The organism is Anaerobiospirillum sp. NML120449 (assembly GCF_023051105.1).
Lineage (GTDB): Bacteria > Pseudomonadota > Gammaproteobacteria > Enterobacterales > Succinivibrionaceae > Anaerobiospirillum.
Window position 1 is genome coordinate 42,604 of record NZ_JALKIL010000015.1, and the last position, 20,433, is coordinate 63,036.

The 20,433-nt window shown below is 51.7% G+C and carries 10 protein-coding genes; 6 read left to right on the plus strand and 4 right to left on the minus strand.

Going from position 1 to position 20,433, the window contains the following annotated elements:
• Nucleotides 1-187: 187 nt before the first annotated feature.
• From MXE41_RS06180 to MXE41_RS06190, 3 genes are all read right to left on the minus strand, one after another.
• On the minus strand, nt 188-1,102 hold the full coding sequence (locus MXE41_RS06180; RefSeq protein ID WP_247099851.1) for a flagellin: 915 nt from the start codon (nt 1,100-1,102) through the stop codon (nt 188-190).
• Nucleotides 1,103-1,608: 506 nt separating this feature from the next.
• Nucleotides 1,609-3,087 carry a citrate transporter gene (locus MXE41_RS06185; protein WP_247099853.1) on the minus strand — a complete coding sequence of 493 codons (1,479 nt, stop codon included), beginning with the start codon at nt 3,085-3,087 and terminating at the stop codon, nt 1,609-1,611.
• A gap of 300 nt (nt 3,088-3,387) precedes the next feature.
• Complete coding sequence (locus tag MXE41_RS06190; protein ID WP_247099855.1) at nt 3,388-4,161, minus strand: hypothetical protein; 774 nt, start codon at nt 4,159-4,161, stop codon at nt 3,388-3,390.
• A 2,353-nt stretch (nt 4,162-6,514) separates the two neighbouring features.
• Between MXE41_RS06190 and MXE41_RS06195 the strand changes: the two genes are divergently transcribed.
• From MXE41_RS06195 to MXE41_RS06220, 6 genes are all read left to right on the plus strand, one after another.
• Nucleotides 6,515-6,979: a DIP1984 family protein gene (locus tag MXE41_RS06195; protein ID WP_247099856.1), complete on the plus strand. Its 465-nt coding sequence runs from the start codon at nt 6,515-6,517 to the stop codon at nt 6,977-6,979.
• A gap of 2,008 nt (nt 6,980-8,987) precedes the next feature.
• On the plus strand, nt 8,988-10,343 hold the full coding sequence (locus tag MXE41_RS06200; protein ID WP_246978647.1) for a Wadjet anti-phage system protein JetD domain-containing protein: 1,356 nt from the start codon (nt 8,988-8,990) through the stop codon (nt 10,341-10,343).
• A 361-nt stretch (nt 10,344-10,704) separates the two neighbouring features.
• Nucleotides 10,705-13,662: a hypothetical protein gene (locus MXE41_RS06205; RefSeq protein ID WP_247099858.1), complete on the plus strand. Its 2,958-nt coding sequence runs from the start codon at nt 10,705-10,707 to the stop codon at nt 13,660-13,662.
• Between the two features lie 243 nt (nt 13,663-13,905).
• Nucleotides 13,906-14,295: a hypothetical protein gene (locus tag MXE41_RS06210; RefSeq protein WP_247099860.1), complete on the plus strand. Its 390-nt coding sequence runs from the start codon at nt 13,906-13,908 to the stop codon at nt 14,293-14,295.
• A gap of 692 nt (nt 14,296-14,987) precedes the next feature.
• Nucleotides 14,988-17,186 carry a DUF805 domain-containing protein gene (locus tag MXE41_RS06215; protein ID WP_281503552.1) on the plus strand — a complete coding sequence of 733 codons (2,199 nt, stop codon included), beginning with the start codon at nt 14,988-14,990 and terminating at the stop codon, nt 17,184-17,186.
• 216 nt (nt 17,187-17,402) lie between these two features.
• Nucleotides 17,403-18,542: a DUF805 domain-containing protein gene (locus MXE41_RS06220; RefSeq protein WP_247099863.1), complete on the plus strand. Its 1,140-nt coding sequence runs from the start codon at nt 17,403-17,405 to the stop codon at nt 18,540-18,542.
• 361 nt (nt 18,543-18,903) lie between these two features.
• Here the strand turns inward: MXE41_RS06220 and MXE41_RS06225 are convergent, their stop codons facing one another.
• Nucleotides 18,904-20,169 (minus strand): hypothetical protein, encoded by a 1,266-nt coding sequence (locus MXE41_RS06225; protein WP_247099865.1) that lies wholly within the window; start codon nt 20,167-20,169, stop codon nt 18,904-18,906.
• Between the last annotated feature and the right edge of the window lie 264 nt (nt 20,170-20,433).

Below are 20,433 nucleotides of genomic sequence, written 5' to 3' on the forward strand. Positions count from 1 at the left end.
ATACATTTTTAAATGACTCAAATAGACTGGGGGCTTTGCTCCTTCGGCAGAGGCGCGTTCTGCAGACAACTCATTGGCACGTGGAGGATATCGTAATTCCAAAGCAACAAGGCCCCCTGCCTTAGCGGCAGAGGGCCTTGTGTTCACCAGAGGCTGCGCCTCGGTAGTGCTGTCCGGTGACGAGCTGTTAGCCTAACAGGGACAGACCCAGCTGAGGACGGGTGTTAGCCTGCATCAGCATGGAAGTAGCAGCCTGCTGAATGATGGACTGCTGGCTCAGGTTGGCGGACTCTTCGGCGAAGTCAGCGTCACGAATACGTGAGCGGGCATCTGCCTGGTTGGCAGAAACATTTGCCTGGTTTCTGATGGAAGATTCCAGCCTGTTCTGGATTGCACCTAGGTCTGCGCGGCTGCCTTCAACCTTGGCAATCATTTTGTCGAGGCTGGAAATAGCTGCATCGATATTATCAGCAGTAGAGAACAGAATCTTTGCATTTTTGTCGTCATAATACTTTTTGAGACCGTTGTTAGCATCAACTCCGCCACCTAATGCGATCTGAGAGAACTTCATTGACTGAATCTGGAATGAAATGGTGTCGCCTTTATTGGCGCCTACCTGAAGGGTAAGCTCACCAATTGAGGTGCCCTGTGCATTCTGTGGCTTGGTCAGAAGGCCGTGGGCGCCGTCGAGAACCACCTGGCCACCAAAAGTAGTCTTCTGAGCAATACGGGTGATTTCCTGAGCCAGTGAGGAGGCCTCCTTACTCAGGGCAGTACGATCCTCGGCAGTATTGGTGCCGTTGCGGGCCTGCACTGCCAGAGTGCGGATCTTCTGCAGCATGTTGCCCATTTCGTCCATGGCGCCCTCAACAGTCTGGGCAAGGGCAATACCATCAGAGCTGTTGCGGTTGCCCTGGTTCAGACCGTTAATCTGGGTGGTTAAACGGGAGCTAATCTGTAAACCAGCTGCGTCATCCTTGGCAGAATTAATTCTCAGACCTGAGGAGAGTCTCTGGTATGTAGTAGTCAGCTGATTCTGCACATTATTGAGATATCTACGGCCATTCAAGCTCGATACATTGGTATTGACATAAACTGCCATGACAGATTCCTTAACAAAAAGTAACTTTCAAATGTGACACCATGGAATTTTTCCCTGGTTGTTTACTTCTTTATGAACGGTCCCTTATAACCAGTGATACATAGATACACATGCCGTGTGGCTGGCACAAAAACAGGCTGAACTGGAGATTCCATAGATACACCATTAAGGGCGGTATCCTGTTAAATTCTGTGTAACATTCGTCAGTTCAGAATGGAAAACTCTTCATCAGAAGCCCTTGTTTCAGGTCTTTGTAATTAATATTTGTGGAAATTTCAATTTAAAGGCTGAAAATAGTCGCTGTTACTTCAGCTGTCAGTGCAATCATTGCCCTGTACTGGGATTGATAAGCGGAGGAAATGTGTTGTGAGGAAGGGCGGGATTTTGGGCAAAACAAAGGGCAGCGTGATGCTGCCCTGAATCAAGGCGGGCTGAGCTGGTCAGCCCTTTATGTTGGCCTTTTGGCCAGAGATTGTGACCTTATGAGCCTTTAATGCGCCTGTTTGTTACTGGGCTCCGGCTTCAGAGGATGGAGTGGCAGCGGATGGGGCCTGTGGAGCTGCTGGGGCCTGTTGAGCTGCTGGGGCCTGTTGAGCTGCTGGGGCAGCAGGGGCGGCTTCAGGAGCTACGGTTACACCTGCAGGCAGAGCATTCTTGTTGATACGGGTGTTACCTACAGCCTCTTCACTGGTAATAGGAGCAGGCATCTGATCTGGTGGGTTGCCCTTCATTGGGTCCCAGCCAAGAGTAATGAGGTAGACGCCAAAGCCAACAAGGAATGCAAAAGGAATGTGCCAGCCGTAACGCAGCCAGTTCATGAATGAGCGGGCCTTAGGGAAGACATTACATACGGCAACGCCGGCAGAGGAGCCAAACCACATCATGGAGCCGCCGAATCCTACAGCATAGGACAGCAGTGCCCAGTCGTAGCCGCCCTTGATAAGAGTAAGCTGGGTGAGTGGTATGTTGTTGAATACCGAGGATACGAAGCCGATGGCCATGGTGGACAGGATGGAAGCGTCAGGTACGGAGTCGATTGGCACGAGCTCGGCACAGAATACCAGAGCAATAAGGAATACTGTGGACTCAATGGCGGTCAGGCCTTCACGGAAGTTGATCTTCACAAAAGGAGTGCCAATCAGAATGGCGATCCAGATACCAAGGGCAGGGAACTCAAGGAAGTAGTTGAAGATAATGGCACCGGCCAGAATCAGACCAACCAGGGCAATACGACGGGTCTCGACACGTACGCCGCCCTGTGGAACAAAGACGTCCTGTGTATACAGATGCTGCTGACGGGCACCAAAGAATGCCAGTATTATGAAAGCGGAAATTGCAGGGATAAAGGCATGGGCCAGGACGAGTGGATCCTTACCGAAGATCCAGATCAGGGTAGTAGTAGTATCGCCCACTACCGATCCTGCACCACCTGCATTGGAGGCAGCACAGATAGCGGCGATATAACCGATGTGTACCTTTCCTTTGTAGAGAGTTGCGGCCATGGAGCAGCCGATAATTGCAGCAGCAATATTGTCAAGGAAGGTTGAGAGTATGAATACGAACAGTAACAGAACCATGGCACCGCCCATGCCCTTAGGCAGGTAACGTGGCAGCACGGCAGGGAACTTGGATTCCTCAAAGATGTTAGCCAGAATAGCAAAGCCAGGCAGCATCAGAGCGAGGTTGAGGTAGGTATTCCATGAGCCTTTTACCCATTCACCATCGGCGTTGGTATAACCAAAAAGCTTATGAATCACCGAGAAGTCAACAAGGAATTCATACTTGTAGAAACACAAAGCCAGCAAACCTATCAGGGCAACATGCATGGTCTTGTTGTAAAACACGGCTACACCAAGGAGGATGAGACCGAAGATGATCATCTCATAGCGGATGCCGTAAACAGTAGTAGTGGTGATAATGGCGGAGCTGTCGCCAGTTGCGGCCATGGCGGCGCTGCCGGCCATGCCGAGCAACATCGCCACCATGCTAAAAATTTTAAAGAGGGGCATATTTAATCTTCACAAAATGCTCTGCCCTGACATCAGGCTATACCACGGGATCAAAGGCCTCATGGTGGTATGTATAAGCCCGTACTGAAAAAGAGATCCGATCGAGGCTGTACTGGCAGTTATCAGATCAGGGATGTACTGGCAATTAACAGTATCCTGGATGGTACTTAAGGCAGAAAATCAATCTATTGCAGGGTAAAGAATCGTGGTGACCTGTACCCGTGGATTCTGATCAGAACCTGTTTTCAAATCAGGCTGAAGAGCCGGACTGCTTAATCAGATGCGCTTGTTGTCGTTCTGCTTCGGGGCAGGTGGAGCTGCATCGCCGTCCTTGATTTCAGTGCTGTCAGAGTGAATGTAGCCACCCATGGACTTCAGGGCATCAAGATTGATATCGGCATCTGGGGAAGGCCTGGACTTTGGCTTGCTGTGGTGATGGCTGTAGTCAACGCCATCTTTCTGGATACGAAGTACGAATTTAGGTGCATCGGAGTAGTCGATGTGCAGGCCAAGACGCTGAACCCAAACCCAGAAAGCGATTACGATGAAGTGAGCGTAAACAAGTCGCAGGGTCAGAAGACCATACTGGTCAAATATATTGAGAACTGCAACAGAAACTACCGGACCAACTGCCCAGGCAGCCAGTGACATGGCTGAACTGCCGCCCTGGGAGGCAGCCTTTACCTGAACGTTGAAATTGGCGGTGAAGTACCAGCTCATACCAACACCGCTGATGAGCAGGCCAACGATAAGCATTGCCTGATTCATGGCCAGAGACATGAACAGAAGGCCAATCATCATGATCAGTACATCCTGCTCAAATACAGCCTTTACGCCTACCCTTGGAATAAGCGGACGTAAAATCAGCATTCCGGCAATAATACCGGCGATAAAGGTAGCACTGACTACAATTGAAGCAATTGTGTACTCTCTGTCAAAGAAGGTTGCCCACAGAGAAAGGCTTGCGAAAATTGCAACCACTACGCCGGCACATAAATAGCCTGTAGCTATAAAGATGCCCTTACGGGTTAAATTATCGTTGGTTGACATAACTTCACCACTTGAGCTTTTGCCCTCAGTCGCTCCGGCTCTGACCTGTTCCTCAGGTCACCGGGCATACCCGGCCCCGTGCCAGTTTCCTGCGAAAGTGCATCCGATACGGAATTTTGTGCTTCCTGACATTCTGATTTACATTCTGTTTTACAAAGTGTTTTTCAGCATGTCTCGCTTTGACGTCAGAGCTTCCCGTTTCATTCAGGCCTTGTCTTTTCAGCTCTATGAGCTGATCCTGCTGAAATTACATATGCATCATTAAGCATATGACAGGTCGTCTGTAGACCGCCTGTGTAGCAGAGCCTGTTCATGCTCTGCATATTGCTGAATGATAACAACTGTTCTCTTTCGCACACTGAAATGATCTTTGCGCGATCGGTCCATGTGAGGAATACCCGGGCAAGACCATGGTTTACTCCAGTCTTAGCATGCAGATACTCCCCCTGATATTGGGAAAGGACAGAAGGACACAGGACATCCAGATGTGGATGAAAGAAAGCAGGGACGGGACCTCAAAGGCAGCACAGTCTGTTTTTCAACAGACCTGAAAAGATATGTACCATACTGGGAACAGATGGCTAAGTGGCTAACCGCAGCGGACAGAGTTGACTGTCACGGGCGCACAGCAGCAATAGCTGTCGCGCAGAGATGATTTTGCAGCTGATGTGAGCAGCTGACCATCAATACACAATAACTAATTACCGCCTGTCTGCAGTCGTCATTCCCGGAAGCAAAGCAGGCTTTACCTGTACGGGTAACTGCCTGTGGCAAGCTTCCATGCAGGGCCCCCATTATGCTGAAGTGGAATTACCTTATGCGCAGTAACAGCTCTGTATCGTTTAAACAGCAGTTGCTTCCTGGCACACAACCGTAGTTCACAGTTCTGAAGATTGGCAGGCAGGGCAGCGCAGACTTGTAGACAAGAAAGGGCACTGTGAGCCTGTTGCAATCATACAGCGGTACACTCTCCCGCAGGCGGTAAGGACTGATCCTCATATAAGCAGAAACTGCTGCGGGCAAAAGCATTTCATATTAATTAAGGTATATCCGCCAAAAGTTACTCTGACGCTCACCAGCAGAGGTGATCTGTCGGACAAGCTGCCACTGCAGCCGTTTTCACATGATGTCACGTACGGTGCTAACTCAGCATCAGAGATTTATTGACTCCCAGTCATCATAACGCAAGTTTGAGAGCACAGATACAGATGGTCATAAGAAAAACGGGCGCTGCAATCATCAAAATTGCCACATTACAAATATCATTATTTGTGATCTGGCTCTCTTTACATCTCTTTGAGTGATTTTTTTCTGTGCCATTTTTATTTACAGCCCCAGGCATACCCGGATAAAAGATCAGGACAGGATCCGTAGTTTAACTTGGATCCAAGCATGTCATAATCAATGGCACAAAACGGCATCCCTATCTGCAGGATCAGACGAAAAGTACCAGTAAATTTCTGGAAAGGCCCCTCAGCAGGTTTCCAAACAGCAAAAATAAATCACTTTAATAAAAAGCGGGCTTTTTCGGATAGCGTTTACGGCACCTAAATATAGCAACATGCATGAAATTGGTGCACAATAAGGCTATTTATCACAAAATACGCATGAAATTTCCATAGATATGAAAAGGCACTGTTTCGGCACTAATGACCATAATTTTGTCACGCAACTTTAAGCAGGGGCAGAGCAAAAAAACTTATAGCTTTGCAGGCAGGCTTTGAAAAGCAATGAGCTCTTTTCCGTCCCAACGGTATGGGACTGCAACTATGGTTTAAGGTTATAAGAGAGCTGCGCAGGCATGCTGACTGTTCATAGGAAATCGCAAAATGATCTGTTCATGACACAAAGTGCACATAAAGCACACTAATACATGGACCGGATGAAGCTGTAGTGAATTTTGAGAACCGAGGGGCCGGTATGGAAACTGAACAGGCTGCCTGCCTGCAGGCAGGTAGGGCATCATGGATATAAAGAGGGAGGGTTGGACCCCTGTCAGGATGCGATATGGTTAAAAAGCAATAATATGCTAAAATGCCCGTCCTGGTATGAGAGCTTATTGCTCTTTAGTCCAGTCCAGTCCGGCCCCTCCGGCCCTGCAGTGCAGCAACACATTGCAGGTAAAAACAAAGGGCTGCTTATCATGAGGTAAGCCCGTTTTTTCTGTTTGTTCGACTTTTGCCTGTAGTCGTTTTAATTTATGAAGATCATGAGTACGTGACTGACGCCGTATAAAGGATTGCAGGAGTGCAGGCATGCTGTTTTAAGATGCCTTTCTTGAGGTCACGAGGCCCTGGACTTTCAGGCAATTGGATTTTTGACTGGCAGTAAGTGCCATCTGAATTAGGAGTAGATGAAGGTGAAACTCGCTGAAGCACTTCAGGAAAGAGCTGATCTGCAGCGCCAGATTAACCAGCTGCGTTCCAGAGCCATGAGCGCTGCTCTGATGCAGGAAGGCTCAGAGCCTCTTGAGAACCCGGAGTCACTTTTTACCGAGCTTGAGTCACTGTACCAGCGTCTTGAGCATCTTATCTATTCAATCAATATGACCAACAGCCGCAGCATGCTTGAGGGCAAGCCTGTGACCTGGTACCTGTCCCGTCGTGACATTCTTAACCTTAAGATCAGAAACTGCAGGGACATTCTTGATGTGGCACGAACCAGTAATATGCGTGCCCGAGGCGGTGAAATTAAGATTCTGCCTGCTGTTGATATCAAGGCCCATCAGCAGAAGCTGGACATTCTTTGCTCCGAGCTTCGCAAGGTGGACAACAGCATTCAGCAGTTTAACTGGAGTGCTGATCTGATTGAGGAGTAGGCCTCCTGACTTCATACAGACCAGTCAGAGCATGGTGTGCCAGAAGCCGCAAGGCGGCAGGCCTTAGTCTTTGACATTGCGCAGCATATCGGTTTTCAGTCGGTAGTCTGCTGTTTTGGGCGAATACCAGCGAGTCGACATTGTATTGTCGAAAAGGAACCTGTCACGTTTAAGCTCCAGGAGCGGAGTATTTGTTATTTATCATTCACGCTCAGCATAACTTACAGGTGCACAATTCACGTTGTATTGTTACTACCATGGTATTGACGAAGCAGCCGATGAGGGTGGGACGTGGGACCTGACCCGATTTCTGCATATCTGCAACCCGGCCACAGACGCAGGATTGCCAGGCATCAAGTCTGTCAGGCCACATGGCTAAACCCGTTTTAGCAGCACATCTGCCCTTACACCACCGGTCCATGGGGCTTTTATTTGTATTTCCCCGGCCAGCCCTCTTGTTCACGAGGAGCCATGGCCTCGCTTTCCCAGCCCCATTCATCCCCGGAATCCAGTCTTCCTTTGAATTCCGTCCTTTCATAACCCCTTTCGTCCTCATAACCCCTTTGCCAGGTAAGCCTGATCTGACCCTCCTTTATTAGTGTTTCTCTGCTGCGCCATAGCTTGTCCGGCGTCAGGCCCCCGTGCTTATTGCCTGAAATTGCAGCCTCACATCTTCCTTGATCTCCTGACTTTTCTGCTCTCTCATGGGCCTTATGGTCAGTCCCGCAAATCTGCTGATAATGCAGCAGCATTACAGATGTAGAGGGCTTTGCCAGTATAGCCGTCAACACTTATCCGTATCCATTACGAAATCAGATACTGCATTGTGCTCATAATCACTGCCTCGCATGGCTGGGCCAGGGGCAGCAAGACCAGGGGCAGCAAGACCAGGGGCAGCAAGGCCATGGGCAGGTCAGGGCACATCTTTACTCTTCCCCTTTAAATTCATCTGGATCTGCATCTCCATGTGTACTGCACCTGAACCTGACCTGTAGCGGCACTTTCAGCTTCCGCATCAAGGTAGTCGTGACATTCGCATGTATATGACAGCTGCAAGGCTGGCTGCTTGTTGGCCTTGCAGTGTGGCTGGTATTGCACTGTGCGGGACAGGGCGGCTGAGTTCGTGGCAGTGATGACAGTCATGACAAGGGCTGTCGTAGCTGTGGCCATAGCTAAGGTCTTAGTCGTGACGGTGCTTCGGGATGTTATTGTTTGTGCTTTTGACTGTGTTCATGAGCTTTTATGGGGGCGGGCCTGCTGGGACGGGCCAGGATAATTACTGGTGCACATCTGATACTGTATGTATTTTTCTTTGTCTGGTTTTGACCGTATAACAGGTAAAATAATGCCGTTCTTTTGTCTCTAATCTGTTCAGCTTATGTCTGGCCTTGCTTCATGCATGACCGGTTACCGTCCCTGTTGCATTCATCCTGGCTGGACAGGTCCGTTTGCAGGGCTGGGCTATGGGGACAGCGTAATTGCATCTTTGCAGATATATTACCGATGCAAATACGCATCCCCATATATGTCACACAAGCACCTGGTAAGCTCCTTTATCCCGTCGACTCAAGTTATGTTGTCTGTATAAGGAGCTGGATTGAGCTAATGCTGATGGAAAGGGAGAAGACAGCCTTTTAAAGGGGCTGGATGTTTTGCGGCGACTGTGTTTTCACGGGGAAAAGTGTGAGGAATGCCGCAAAAAAAGGCGTAAAGCGCCTTTTACCGGTCAGGCAGTTTTGTAGATATGGCCATATGCTATAATTGCTGGACTGAAGATTATTGTGCCTCCCTGCGCCCGCATTACGGATCCAGGCGCAGCGCGCCCCGGAGAGCATTTGGATAAAGGGAAAAATCCCTTTTCCTGATACCATTACAGGGTATTGCCTCCGCAGGTACTGTCTGAGGCTTTGGTTTAGTTTGGTAAGGCTACTTTGCTAAACCTAAGCCTTAGTGGTGCATCAGAGCTGACAGGATGTCCTGGGCACGTTTAGACCATAGGAAGTTCATTTTGAAAAACCGTAGCATTATTCGCAGCGAGATTAACAACTACTATCGCGCCAAAGTGATCAGCTGGCTGGCCAGTCATGTAAATGACAAGCGTGATGTACCTGAGGATTTTCCTACCCACCTTTATCTTGGTGCTCCAACCAGAGACGAGGATGTAGCTGAGAATCAGACTGCATTTATCAATTTCTGCAAGGAATGGAGTGCTCCTCTTCCTGCTGGTCATGTAGAGTTTGTAGATCGTACTTTTGACGATATTGGCGCCGTTAAGGTTCCGGTACATCTGGTATTTGAGACTCCTGAAGAGCTGGCCACCTGGGCCGGTCACCTGGTTGAGTATCAGTCTGCTATCCGCTGCCTGAGCCTCATCCTTCAGGAAATTCCAGAGCTTACCGACTCTGCCCTCAACGTTATCAATGGTCTGTCCAATCTTGACTGGATCGACTTTGAGCGTGTGGTTGCTGTTTCCAAGTGGCTCTGTGAAAACCGCGACTCCAACTTCCTTACCCGTCAGATTCCTATCCGTGGTATCGATACCACCTGGTTTGAGAAGTACACTCCACTGCTTCTGGACTTCCTGCGCGACTACCTCGAGCTCAACCCATACCGCAAGGACATTCTCCAGCTCGGTATCATTCCGCCACCATCTCTGGTACGTATTGTCCTCTTTGATGATGACCTGCGTGCCCGTGTTGGCGGCATGAAGCTCTTTGCCTGCGCTATTGACGAAATGGCCTCACTGCAGCTGCGTCCTGACCGTATTGTCTTTATGGACAATATCTCTACCGCTGTGGCTTTGCCTCCAATCAAAGGCACCATGGCTATCATGACCCCGCTTTCACATATTCGTGAGGTCTGTGAGGTTGACTGGGTTGCCAACAGCCAGTGTCAGTATCTGGGCTCCATTGATCTGAAGTCCTTTGCCATTCTGCACAACCTGCGTCTGTATCTGCCAAATATCGAGAGCCTCTTAATGGATGAGCAGACTCTGCTGTCCAACCAGGATCTCTGGACTGCCAACGATGCCCAGACCTATGACTGCGCACCTGTTGCCTTAAATCAGGCAGAAACCCACCTCTACCGCTGCCTGCTTGACGGTTTCTACGGCACCAATATCCGTCTTGATATCGAGCGTCTGCCACTGGCTCTGGTCGCCACTGCTCTGGGCTCTGAAGATGAGTCTCTGGCTCACGATATCAAGGTAAATGGTATTGATGGCGTTCGTCCAAATACCCTCAAGGGCAATGACCCTTACCCTGATCTCGAACAGCGCCGCAAGCTGGCCAATGTCGCTCTGCAAAAGCAGAAAGACAAGGAAGAGGAAGCTGAGCAGGCTGCCAGCAGAGAGCGCAGAGCCTGATATAACTTACAGGCCCGGTCGCTCCGGCAATACGGCTACAAAGACCGTTCACACATCAAGTGATATGCTCACCTGCAGCACTATTGTCCAGGTGGGTTGATGTTTCCGTCAGGTTTGACCTGACCTGGTGATAACAGCACAGTCACTTCACGGGACTTTCAGCCGTATGGATATGACAGGGCTGCAATTACTGCCCCTGTCCCTGCGGCACCCATATTCCGCAGGCCTGTTTCGCTAAAGGGCGGAGCTGCCAGCGAGGCATCTGCGCCGGGTCCTGACCCCAGTCAGGAATGACTAACCCTGCCTGGCGCAGGGTTTCATTTTTCAGCAAAAGATTAATCGCACCGTACAAGGTAATAACATGCCAAAAAGCTCATCGGCATCCCACGAGGACAACAGAAGCAACAAGAGAAAAAAGCATGCTGCCTCTGATGCGGCCTCATCCCGGTCAGGTTCAGGCTCTCAGTCTGGCAACCAGGGAAAGGTCACTGCCGCAGCCTCAACAGACTCACAGTCCTGGCAGCAGGATCTGGGATCTGCTGTAAGCTATCAGGATTCAGCTTATGGCTCCAGCCTGTCGGGCTTTGAGGCCATGATTGATGACGGTCAGTCTTTCGGTGGCATGCCAGACAGTGGTTTTGACGATCTCTCAATAACAGAGACCGCTGCTGTTGAGGACTTTGCCTATGGAGCAGACGGCCCGGCCGCAGCCGAGACTGTCAACGCCCTTGCTCAGATTCTTCGTGAGCAGCAGGCCCGTGAAGCCGCTGCCGCAGCTCAGGCCGGTCAGGGCATTGCCGCCATGCCTACCTATGGCTCTCAGGCTCCATCAGAAAACGCCGGATCAGCAGGCGCTGCGCAGTCTGCATCCCCATCAGCCTCAGAAGGTTCTGCCTCCCGTTCGGGCAAGAAGTCACACGACAAATCATCAGATCGTGACAGCGGTCGCAGCAGCGATCGCTCTGGACAGCGCGCCAGTGATCGCAATGACCGCGCAGGTGAGCGCACCACTGAGCACAATAACGACCGCGCTGGTGACCGTTCCGGCGAGCGCAATGACGGCCGTGACGCCCACAGCAGCCAGAACACTGCTGACAATAAGGGCAGTAAGAGGGCCCAGAACAAGGAGTCTTACTCAGATAAGGCTGCATCACAGAACGGCAGCCCCTCTGAAGTAAAGGGCTCGTCAGTGCTGTCATCCGGTACAGCAGTGGCTTACGGATCAGCTGCCCATGAGATCAATCCTCTTGCAGGTATCAGCTCTGATGATGGCAGCTCCCTGCAGACCCTCAATGCCGCACATTACAGTGGAGATGCCCCATCACTAAGTGCTGGAGGCTATGACTACAGTTCTGTAACACAGCATATTCCTGGCGGTTCAGTAAGTGCTGTTGCTGACAAGTCTATAAGCCCGGTACGTGGCTCATCTATTGATGATAACGCTGCCTATGCACCTTCAGATGCTTCTGAGTCCTTTGGCTATCCTGACAGTAATCTGAACGCAGACAGGACAAGTCTGGTATCAGGTGCTGCTTCAGGCAAGGTTTCTACAGACGATTTCACCTCTCAGGTACATGGTACCGAGGTTGCTCATCAGGAGCTTAATATTCCTGAGAGCTATCAGGCAGAGCTGTCTCCGGCTTCCTGGATTCCAACTGCCAACGAACCTCGTTCTCTTAAGCACAATACCGGTCTTACCCAGCGCAGCTATGAAAATTTCAGAGCTCCGGTAATGCGTGTTCCTGCTTATGGTTTCTCAGGTCTTGAGTACACCGAAATGGCACGTTCATTCCGCCGTGTAGCCAACAGCGCTCATGATCTGGCCTATGACCGTCACCAGACTGGTGAGCAGGGTAACCGCATGTATATCCCTGTTCCAAGACTGTTCACTCTGCCACGTGCCGCCAACGCGCAGCCGGTCAGCAATGCACAGTCACGTCGTCGCACCACCTCCAGCAGCCGCTTTGGCATTGCCCCTGGTCCAGTGCTGTCGCGTCGTAATCCAGGCAAGTACGAAGTATTTAATTCATTATATGCCAGGGGCGAAAATGCCAGAGTACGTAATCACTTCACTCAGGCAAATAACAGCCCTGTGCGCTCGGCTTTTGGCAAGGGCCCTTCCTATGCCCAGTGCCTGCCAGCTCCGCACATTGGCACTCCACCAGCCATGACCAAGTTACAGATCACCCCTGACACATCCTACCAGTCCAACAGCGTTGATAAAGGACTGCACGGTGCCCGTATCACCCGACACCAGCTTTCCGGTTCCACCACCATGGGTATTGCAGCTCATATTGCACGTTCCATGGCAGCAGCCGGTCTTGGTGCCGACGGAAGCACTCTGCGTTCTTCAGGCCTGATGGCTCAGGTTGTACGCAGTGGCGAAGAGGTCAAAAGCAATCAGACCACACTTGAGGTCAGCCCATCAACACGTATTACTTTCCGTGTTCCTCAGGAGCAGCTTCCAGCCCCTGAGCCTGTTGAACCTCAGGCTCTGCCATCAACTCTTGAAGGCAGTATTCCTGAAGAGCAGGCCCCAGGTCTGATCTGCAGTAACCGTATGGCTGAAGATGATGAGCAGGCTGCTGTAATGGAGCAGGAGCGCAAGGCTAATGTTGCCATGCGTGCCGAGCTCAGGGATAAGGGCCAGGCTCTCAAGCAGGAGATTCTTTCCCAGGGTAATACCCTGATTATGGGAAGCATTTCCATGGCACCGGAGGCTCAGGATGCACAGGGTCCTGTCATTCGTGTTGTCCGTAATGAGCGTAATACCTTTGTGCCCAGTGCCGAAGCCCGCTCTTTAATGAGCCGTCGTCTTACCCCTGAGATGCGCTCTCTCATGCGTCAGCAGCAGGTTACCCTGCCACCTGACTATTTCTTCGAGAGCCTGAACATCGAGGACAGGGAAAAGGATGACAAGCTCATCAATGCTACCCTGCTGGGCAATGCCAGTACCCGTATTGTTACCACCTCCTCACGCCTGCAGCGTGCCTGGAGCGGTAACAGTACTCTGGCCGCACCTCAGGCTCAGGAAGTTCCAGCTCTGCCGGCTGCGCCTTCAACCATGGCCGCATCCGAGCTTACCGGCTCTGCCCTGACCGGCGCATCTGCCAGTGTTCTTGAGGTCGAAGCCGTGCCTGTAGAGGCTGTACCAGTAGAGCCTGAAGCTGCAAATGCCTCCGCAGCTGCTCCGGCAGCCGCTGCCTCCTCAAAGTCAGCTGCAAAAGCCAGATCTGCAGTTGACGCTGAGCCAGCTGCAGAGCAACCTGCCAAGGCTGCACCGGCACGTCGTGCCCGCCGCACTACCAAACGCAAATAATAAAAATGCCCGGTTTATCCGGGCTTTTTTATCTCTGAAACAGCCATAGCCATTCTGAAAACATCAGGCGCTGAAGCTGACCATGGCAGCCGCAGCGTCAATAGCCGCCTGGCCAGGCTCATCAGTGCAATACTGTGCCCAACTGACGCAGCGCTGCACAACTCTGCCCGCTCCCGCCAATAAGCATCAGCAGACTACAGTCAGACCCCGACTGCAGCAAACGGCCTGACTGCAGCCAGGACCATGACCCTATCCAGGGACCTGACTGCAGCCAGGACCATGACCCTATCCAGGGACCTGACTGCAGCCAGGACCATGACCCTATCCAGGGGCCTGACTGCAGACAGGAACACACACCCATCAACTCAGGAGCATGGCCAGGTTCAGGTCCAGCCTCTGGCAGGTGAACAGGGCCAGGATCAGGCTGCTCAGAGTGCAGCCCAGCAGGCACTTAGCAATGCAGCCCACAATGCTGCAGACATGGCCTCCCGGGACGCAGCCTCCAGCATGAGCGTCGTTAATAATCTGGAGAACAATGTTGCCATGGGCAGCAAGGCCTCACAGCAGGATGTAGAAGCTGCATTAAATCAGGGTAAGAATGAGTCTGACAAAAGCGGCAGAAAATTTCACTAAGCTGTATACTATGCCCAGACGTATCAGTAATGCTGCATCTGAATGCCGCATACCCATACAGAAAGCCCGGACCTGTGTCCGGGTTTTTTGTGCCTGAACAATATGGCTTGCGGCATCTTAGCGGCTGTTTCACAAGCTCAGAGGAGGGCTTACCGAGCCAGGTGCGAAGAGCTGTTGTCAGCTCAGTCATGCTGAGTTTGACCATGCTGTTGCAGCCTCGGGCAGATGCCGGGCTATTGCCTGTTCATGCTTATGTCTGCATACTTTGTTACGTGGCTTATTCACCTTGCATGCCGGCAAAGCCCCTTGCACCATGGCCTGTGTGCATATGCACTGTTAACAGCATGGGCTGAATATTGCCTGTTAAATGAAGGTATTGAGCCGGACCTGGCTTCTGTCTTCGACCTTGCTCATGTCATAGCACCTGTTGGGCAGTCTTGCCATGGATGAATTACTGTCAGGCTGTGCAGTGCAGAGCTTTATATGCTGTAGCTGTGGCCGTAGCTCTGGCCCCGGGCCAGGGCTTGAGCATGGACATGGTCCCAGGCTTGAGCCTGAGCCCTGAGCCCAGGGCTATGGGCATGATACTGAGCCCTGGCCTGGCCTGGTCAGGGCCATTGCCAGCTTGTGGTTTAGATCCGGGCTTTGGATGGGGCGGTGGCAGTTTTGCCAGAGTTTTATCAGGAGGCGTTATGCCAATAGCAAATGCGTGCATCAGATGCATCTTTAAGACCTTTATTTTTACGGGTCGTGCATCCAGAGCTGAGTTCTGGTCGTATTTTTTTCTGGCACTTGCTCTTGAGGTGATGTCCTCCTGGCACATTATTGAAACCTATGACAGTGTCGAACTCATACTGATTATGATGGCGGTATTAATGCTGCCCTTTCCTGCTGTTACCGTAAGAAGACTTCATGATCTTGGATTTGGTGCCGGCGGCTTTCTGATACCTCTGGCCTTATTCATTACAGCGCTGGTTACAGCATTCCAGATCGACTCTAATCTGGGGCTGTTTATAGCAATTGGAGCAGTTCTCCTCTGGCTCGTATACCTGTTTGGCCTGATGCTGGTACTTCTCGGGCAGGGAGAAAGCGGTCCAAACAGATATGGACCTGATCCCCTGGGACGCATGTCTGCAAGTGCAAACGGGTACGGAAATAGCGGTATTAATGCAGCAGTCTGCAGCACAGGCCAGCAGCCGGGTTCTGCCATTATCAATCAGGGAGCCATCCCATGCCCTCCTGTAGACAGTGTCCAGTCAAACCCTGACGAATATGATAATTGGCATGACAATGAGCATTTGCGGCCAGAAGGCACATCTGAGCTCTTTAACAGCAATGCCCCATGGCCGCCTGCACCTGGACTTGGTTATTATGGCTACGATCCGGCAATGATGCAGCCTGGTCCTGCAGGCCATAGCAGCCGTGCTGACGTTCATAGCCACGCTGGCTCTGCTGACCATCCTGGCCATGCTTTCCCAGGTTTTGAGTACATTGCGCCGTCAGGCGCGTCTGAGTATACAGGCGCTACCCAGTCGGCCCCATCAACAACTGCAGCACCGGGCAAGAGCACTTGTGCAGCGTCACTCCCAGGAAGTGCCAGTGTTTTGAATACTTCCGACAGCATTGATGGCGAAAACCATGTTGCATACTGGCCTTATCATGAATTTATGTACATGTCTCCAGAGCAGTACTGGCAGATGATGGCCTGGTATTACCCTTACTTCTTTGCCCCTGATGCTGCAGCCTCAAATGCAGAATCTCAGGACAGCTCTTCACCTTATATATCTGACTGCGAAGGATCTGTCCAGAATGACATTGCTTTGAATGAAATTGTTCCTGCTTACATTGTCCCGAATGGCAGCTTCACTGATGGCGGCCCGCTTCAGGCTGCACACAATCCTGAAGTTGAAGCTCCATCGTCTGATAAATATAATGCTCCATCGCCAGATGACTATAATGCTGCAGCTGCAGCCTGTGCAGCAGACAGGCCGACTGTTGCAGCCACAGCCGCAGCTGCAGATGGGGCAGCGGCTATGGATATGAGCCTTTACTCCATGACCCCGGAGCAGTGGGCCTGGTGGCAGTACTGGGCAATGCTCTGGCAGCAGAATATAGCCATGCAGTGCGGCTTGCTGTCTGAAGAGCCTTCTCGAGGACTGGCTGTCGGCCTGACCGACGGGCAGACTGAGGGCCAGACTGAGGGAATGTCTGGCATGCAATCTGAGGGAGTTTTCGGGCAAAACCAGAGCCCATACTGGCCATACTTCATGTCACACTGGTGCGAGCCTTTTTGCCAGCACTATGACATTGCCTCATCTGAATGCGGCGCAACAGCCTCTGATTCAGGCAGCCTGACTGCTGATGATCCGGAGATTACCTGCTTTGCCAGTGAGGCCAGCCATGAGCAGAAAGCTGATCCGCAAAGTGTCCAGATCTTCTGGTACCCGTGGTGGCTTTATCAACCAGCAATGCAGCTACAGCCGGAGGTACAGGCCAGCTCTGAGATCGCGTCAGCCCCTGCCGTTGCATGGACAGCAGGGGCAGCAGTTTCGGCAGCTGCTGCAACTGCCGGAGCAACTGATGCCCCTGCATCATCAGCTGCGGCGCCAGCAGCCACAACTGTGGCTGCGCCAGTGCCGGCTGCAGCGACTGCAGCAGCCAGAGGTGAGGGCAGTGCTGACAATGGCGTCAGTGGCGGCCTGTCGGCAATGACGCTGCCGGCCAGCATGGTGGCTGCTGTGATGATTGACGGGCAACAGGCTCTTTGCGGTGATGGGCGTAATTTGCTGAGCACCGGTCATACTGTAGCCTGGCAGGAGCAACCACCTGCAATCACTGATCTGGCTTGCAGTGACGGGCCGACAGTAGATCGCGTTCCGGGATATCAATAGGTGTATAGAAATGTATAAGTGTGGTACCTGCTGCGCAACCATGCTGGGGCGATAAAGACCTGCAGCCATGGATGGAAGTATATTGATCCGCCATGTGATATCGGCTGTTATTCAGTGATTGCTTTTGCTGTACACTGCAGAGGATAGCCAGTTGCACGCCCCTTCATGATGGCAGGCATATTGTGCGATTGATTTGATAGTAATTAGGAGAACACCATGGTGACCTTCAAGGAGGCGGCACTGCTGGGACTTAGGTACAGAGTGCTTGATTTCAAAGGACGTTCGTCGCGATCGGAGTACTGGTTCTTAATGCTCATTGGCCTGATTGCCAATGCTGTGCTGACGATAGTAGAAATTGTACCCCTGCTGGGACCTCTGATAAGCATTGTCTGCCAGCTGTATCTGTCAGTTGCCACCATTTCTGTATCAGTTCGACGACTGCACGATACCAACCGCAGAGGATGGTGGGTACTTCTACCTTATGCTGTTGCCTTCATTGGAGTTTTTGTCTGCGTGTTTTTCCTTGAGTTAATCACGGACGACTCTTTCAGAGCACCTGAGGACAATCCCGAGTTTATGACAGCTTTGATTGGCCTGGTGATTGTTATGATCGCCAGCTTTATCTATCTGATTGTCCTTTGTGCTCTCAAAGGTAATGACGGAGATAACAGATTTGGTCCTGATCCGCTCCGAATGACCTTTGATCAGCTGTGCGCCGTCAGCTCCAGCAAGTATGCCGGTGGTCAGTTTGGTCAGCAGGGTCCATATAATGGCCAGCAGTGGCAGGGACCTTTTGATGGTCAGCAAGGCCCACAGGGTCCGTTTGGCGGTCAGCCATGGCAAAATGGTCCTCAGGGCCCATACGGTGGTCCGCAGGGCCAGCAGGGCCAGTACGGCGGCCAGCCATGGCACAATGGCCCACAGGGCCCATACGGTGGTCCGCAGGGGCAGCAGGACCAGTATGGCGGCCAGCCATGGCACAATGGCCCACAGGGCCCATACGGTGGTCCGCAGGGCCAGTACGGCGGCCAGCCATGGCACAATGGCCCACAGGGCCCATATGGTGGTCCGCAGGGCCCATATGGCGGACAGCCATGGCAACATGGACCTCAGGGGCCGTTCGACGGCCAGCAAGGCCCTCAGGGGCCATATGATGGCCAGCCATGGCAACATGGACCTCAGGGGCCGTTCGACGGTCATCCAGGCCCAACTCAAGGCCAGGGTAATCAGGGCTATTTTGATGGCAATGACTGGCAGGCGCCGCAGGGACAAAACAATGCCCCGGCTGCCGACAGTCATGCAGATGATGCCGACTTTAACCGCTATAACGACAACTCACGCAATGACAGACCATAAACAGCCTTACTGAGCATGTGCTCAGTATTGGCGTAAGGTCATCATGGCGCCATAAAGAAAAGCTCAGGTCGAAAGATCTGAGCTTTTTTGCTTAAAGAGCCTCTCTTATGTGTCTGACAGACCAGGAACCAGTACCATGCCTGCAAAGATGCAACGCTGCAATCATGCAGACCTGAAAACGCAGACATGCATGTCATCAGGCTCGGTATGTATGACATCAGAAGCTTGTCATCATGGCCTCATGCAGGTACAGCATAATGCGTGGATGGAAGGTTATGCAGGTACGGCATCATACAGGTACGACTTTGTCGCAGCGGAGGCCGGTACTGAATTCAGGGGTAAACTGAGGCGGCATTGACGGTCAGACACGAAATCCGCTGATGGTAATACCCAGCGTGGCCATAATGAGCTTGAGGTCAAACACGCAGGTGTCACTGTAAAAGTCCAGCTGATGCTCTATATCCTCACGCTGACAGCCAGCAAGAGAGGCCACTTTATTGAAGTTCAGACCATGACGGCACATGTGATTGGCAATTATGAATTTAACCGCAGTCTGTCCGGGCAGCTCAAACTGCACATCGAGGCTATGCCTTTTGCCTCCTCCTTGCTTTTTCTTCTTTACATAGCGTGGCTCGGCCAGTTCAGTTGACAGGATATCGCTGCTTTTAAAGGTGGAAAGCTGAGTCAGAGCATCAGGCTGTGAAATTGAGCTGTCTGAACTGCCGCGTACAGAGGCACGATCATGACTGGCATCAGCTGGCGTCATGTCGCCATACTGCGCTTGCCCGCAAACGGCGTCACAATGGCCTGATAAGCCTGGCATTATGGCTCCCGATGATGGAGCAGAATTCGTATTTGTGGTGAACAGTGGGAATGACTGGTTATCGTGCTGCCCGATGATTGCAGAATCACAAGATGAGCAGGCATGGTGTGCAGCTGGCTGCAAAGAGGTGCCACAGCTTGCAGCAGCTGGTTGTAGTGGCGTGCCACTGCTTGCAGCAGCTGGCTGTAATGGCGTGCCACTGCTTGCAGCAGCTGGCGGTATGGAGGCGCCACAGTTTGCAGCAGCTGGCTGTGAGGAAGGGTAATTGGTTAAAAGGCTTGATGATCCTGATGGGTTTTCAGGGGCTTGAACATTGACATTAATGCTATGCGTACTGTTATCTGGCATTGAGCTGGCCGCAATTGCATTAACAGAGCCCAGGGCATGTTCAGCGGCACTGTCACAGTCTGTAAGTCTGGTCAGTCTGCTCTGATCGGTATGCACAGAACCAGCTGAGCCGCGACTGATGGTTTCTGTTCGGGCACCACGGGATCTTATGATTCTGGGCAGGTCCTGCTGTACAGACTTTAGAAGGTCATCATTGTCAGGATCATCAGGGCTTCCAGTGCACAGATAATTTGCAGGAGCCGGGCATCCTGAGGGTATGAGCTCGTCATAGGACATGGCATGGGCCATGTCCACTACGGCACTGCGGGCCATTTTGACAGTGTTTTCGAAATTGACACCGTAAGTAACTATGTCCAGGTCCTGTGCATGTATGACTGCACGGTAACCGGCATTACTGCCCTGAACTTCACATGGTTCAAAGGTCGCACAGTAGACCTGATAATCCTTCAGTTGCATTCGTTTAACCAGGCTGTACCCAAAGGTAAGGGCCAGCCCGTTCTCCCGATGCCGCCGCAGCGGCAAATTAAAATACTGTTACCAGCAGACAGCTCACACCGCAGCAGCCAGAATGCATACGCAGAACATACCGCAAAGTATGGTCACGCTGCTGATACTGTCAGTGCAGCTGAATCTGCATCTCTATCAGAAAGCATGGCTCCGTGATAATCACCATATTGTGCAGTAAATGTGACTGAGCCACGGCCGTCTCCTGGGCGGTAA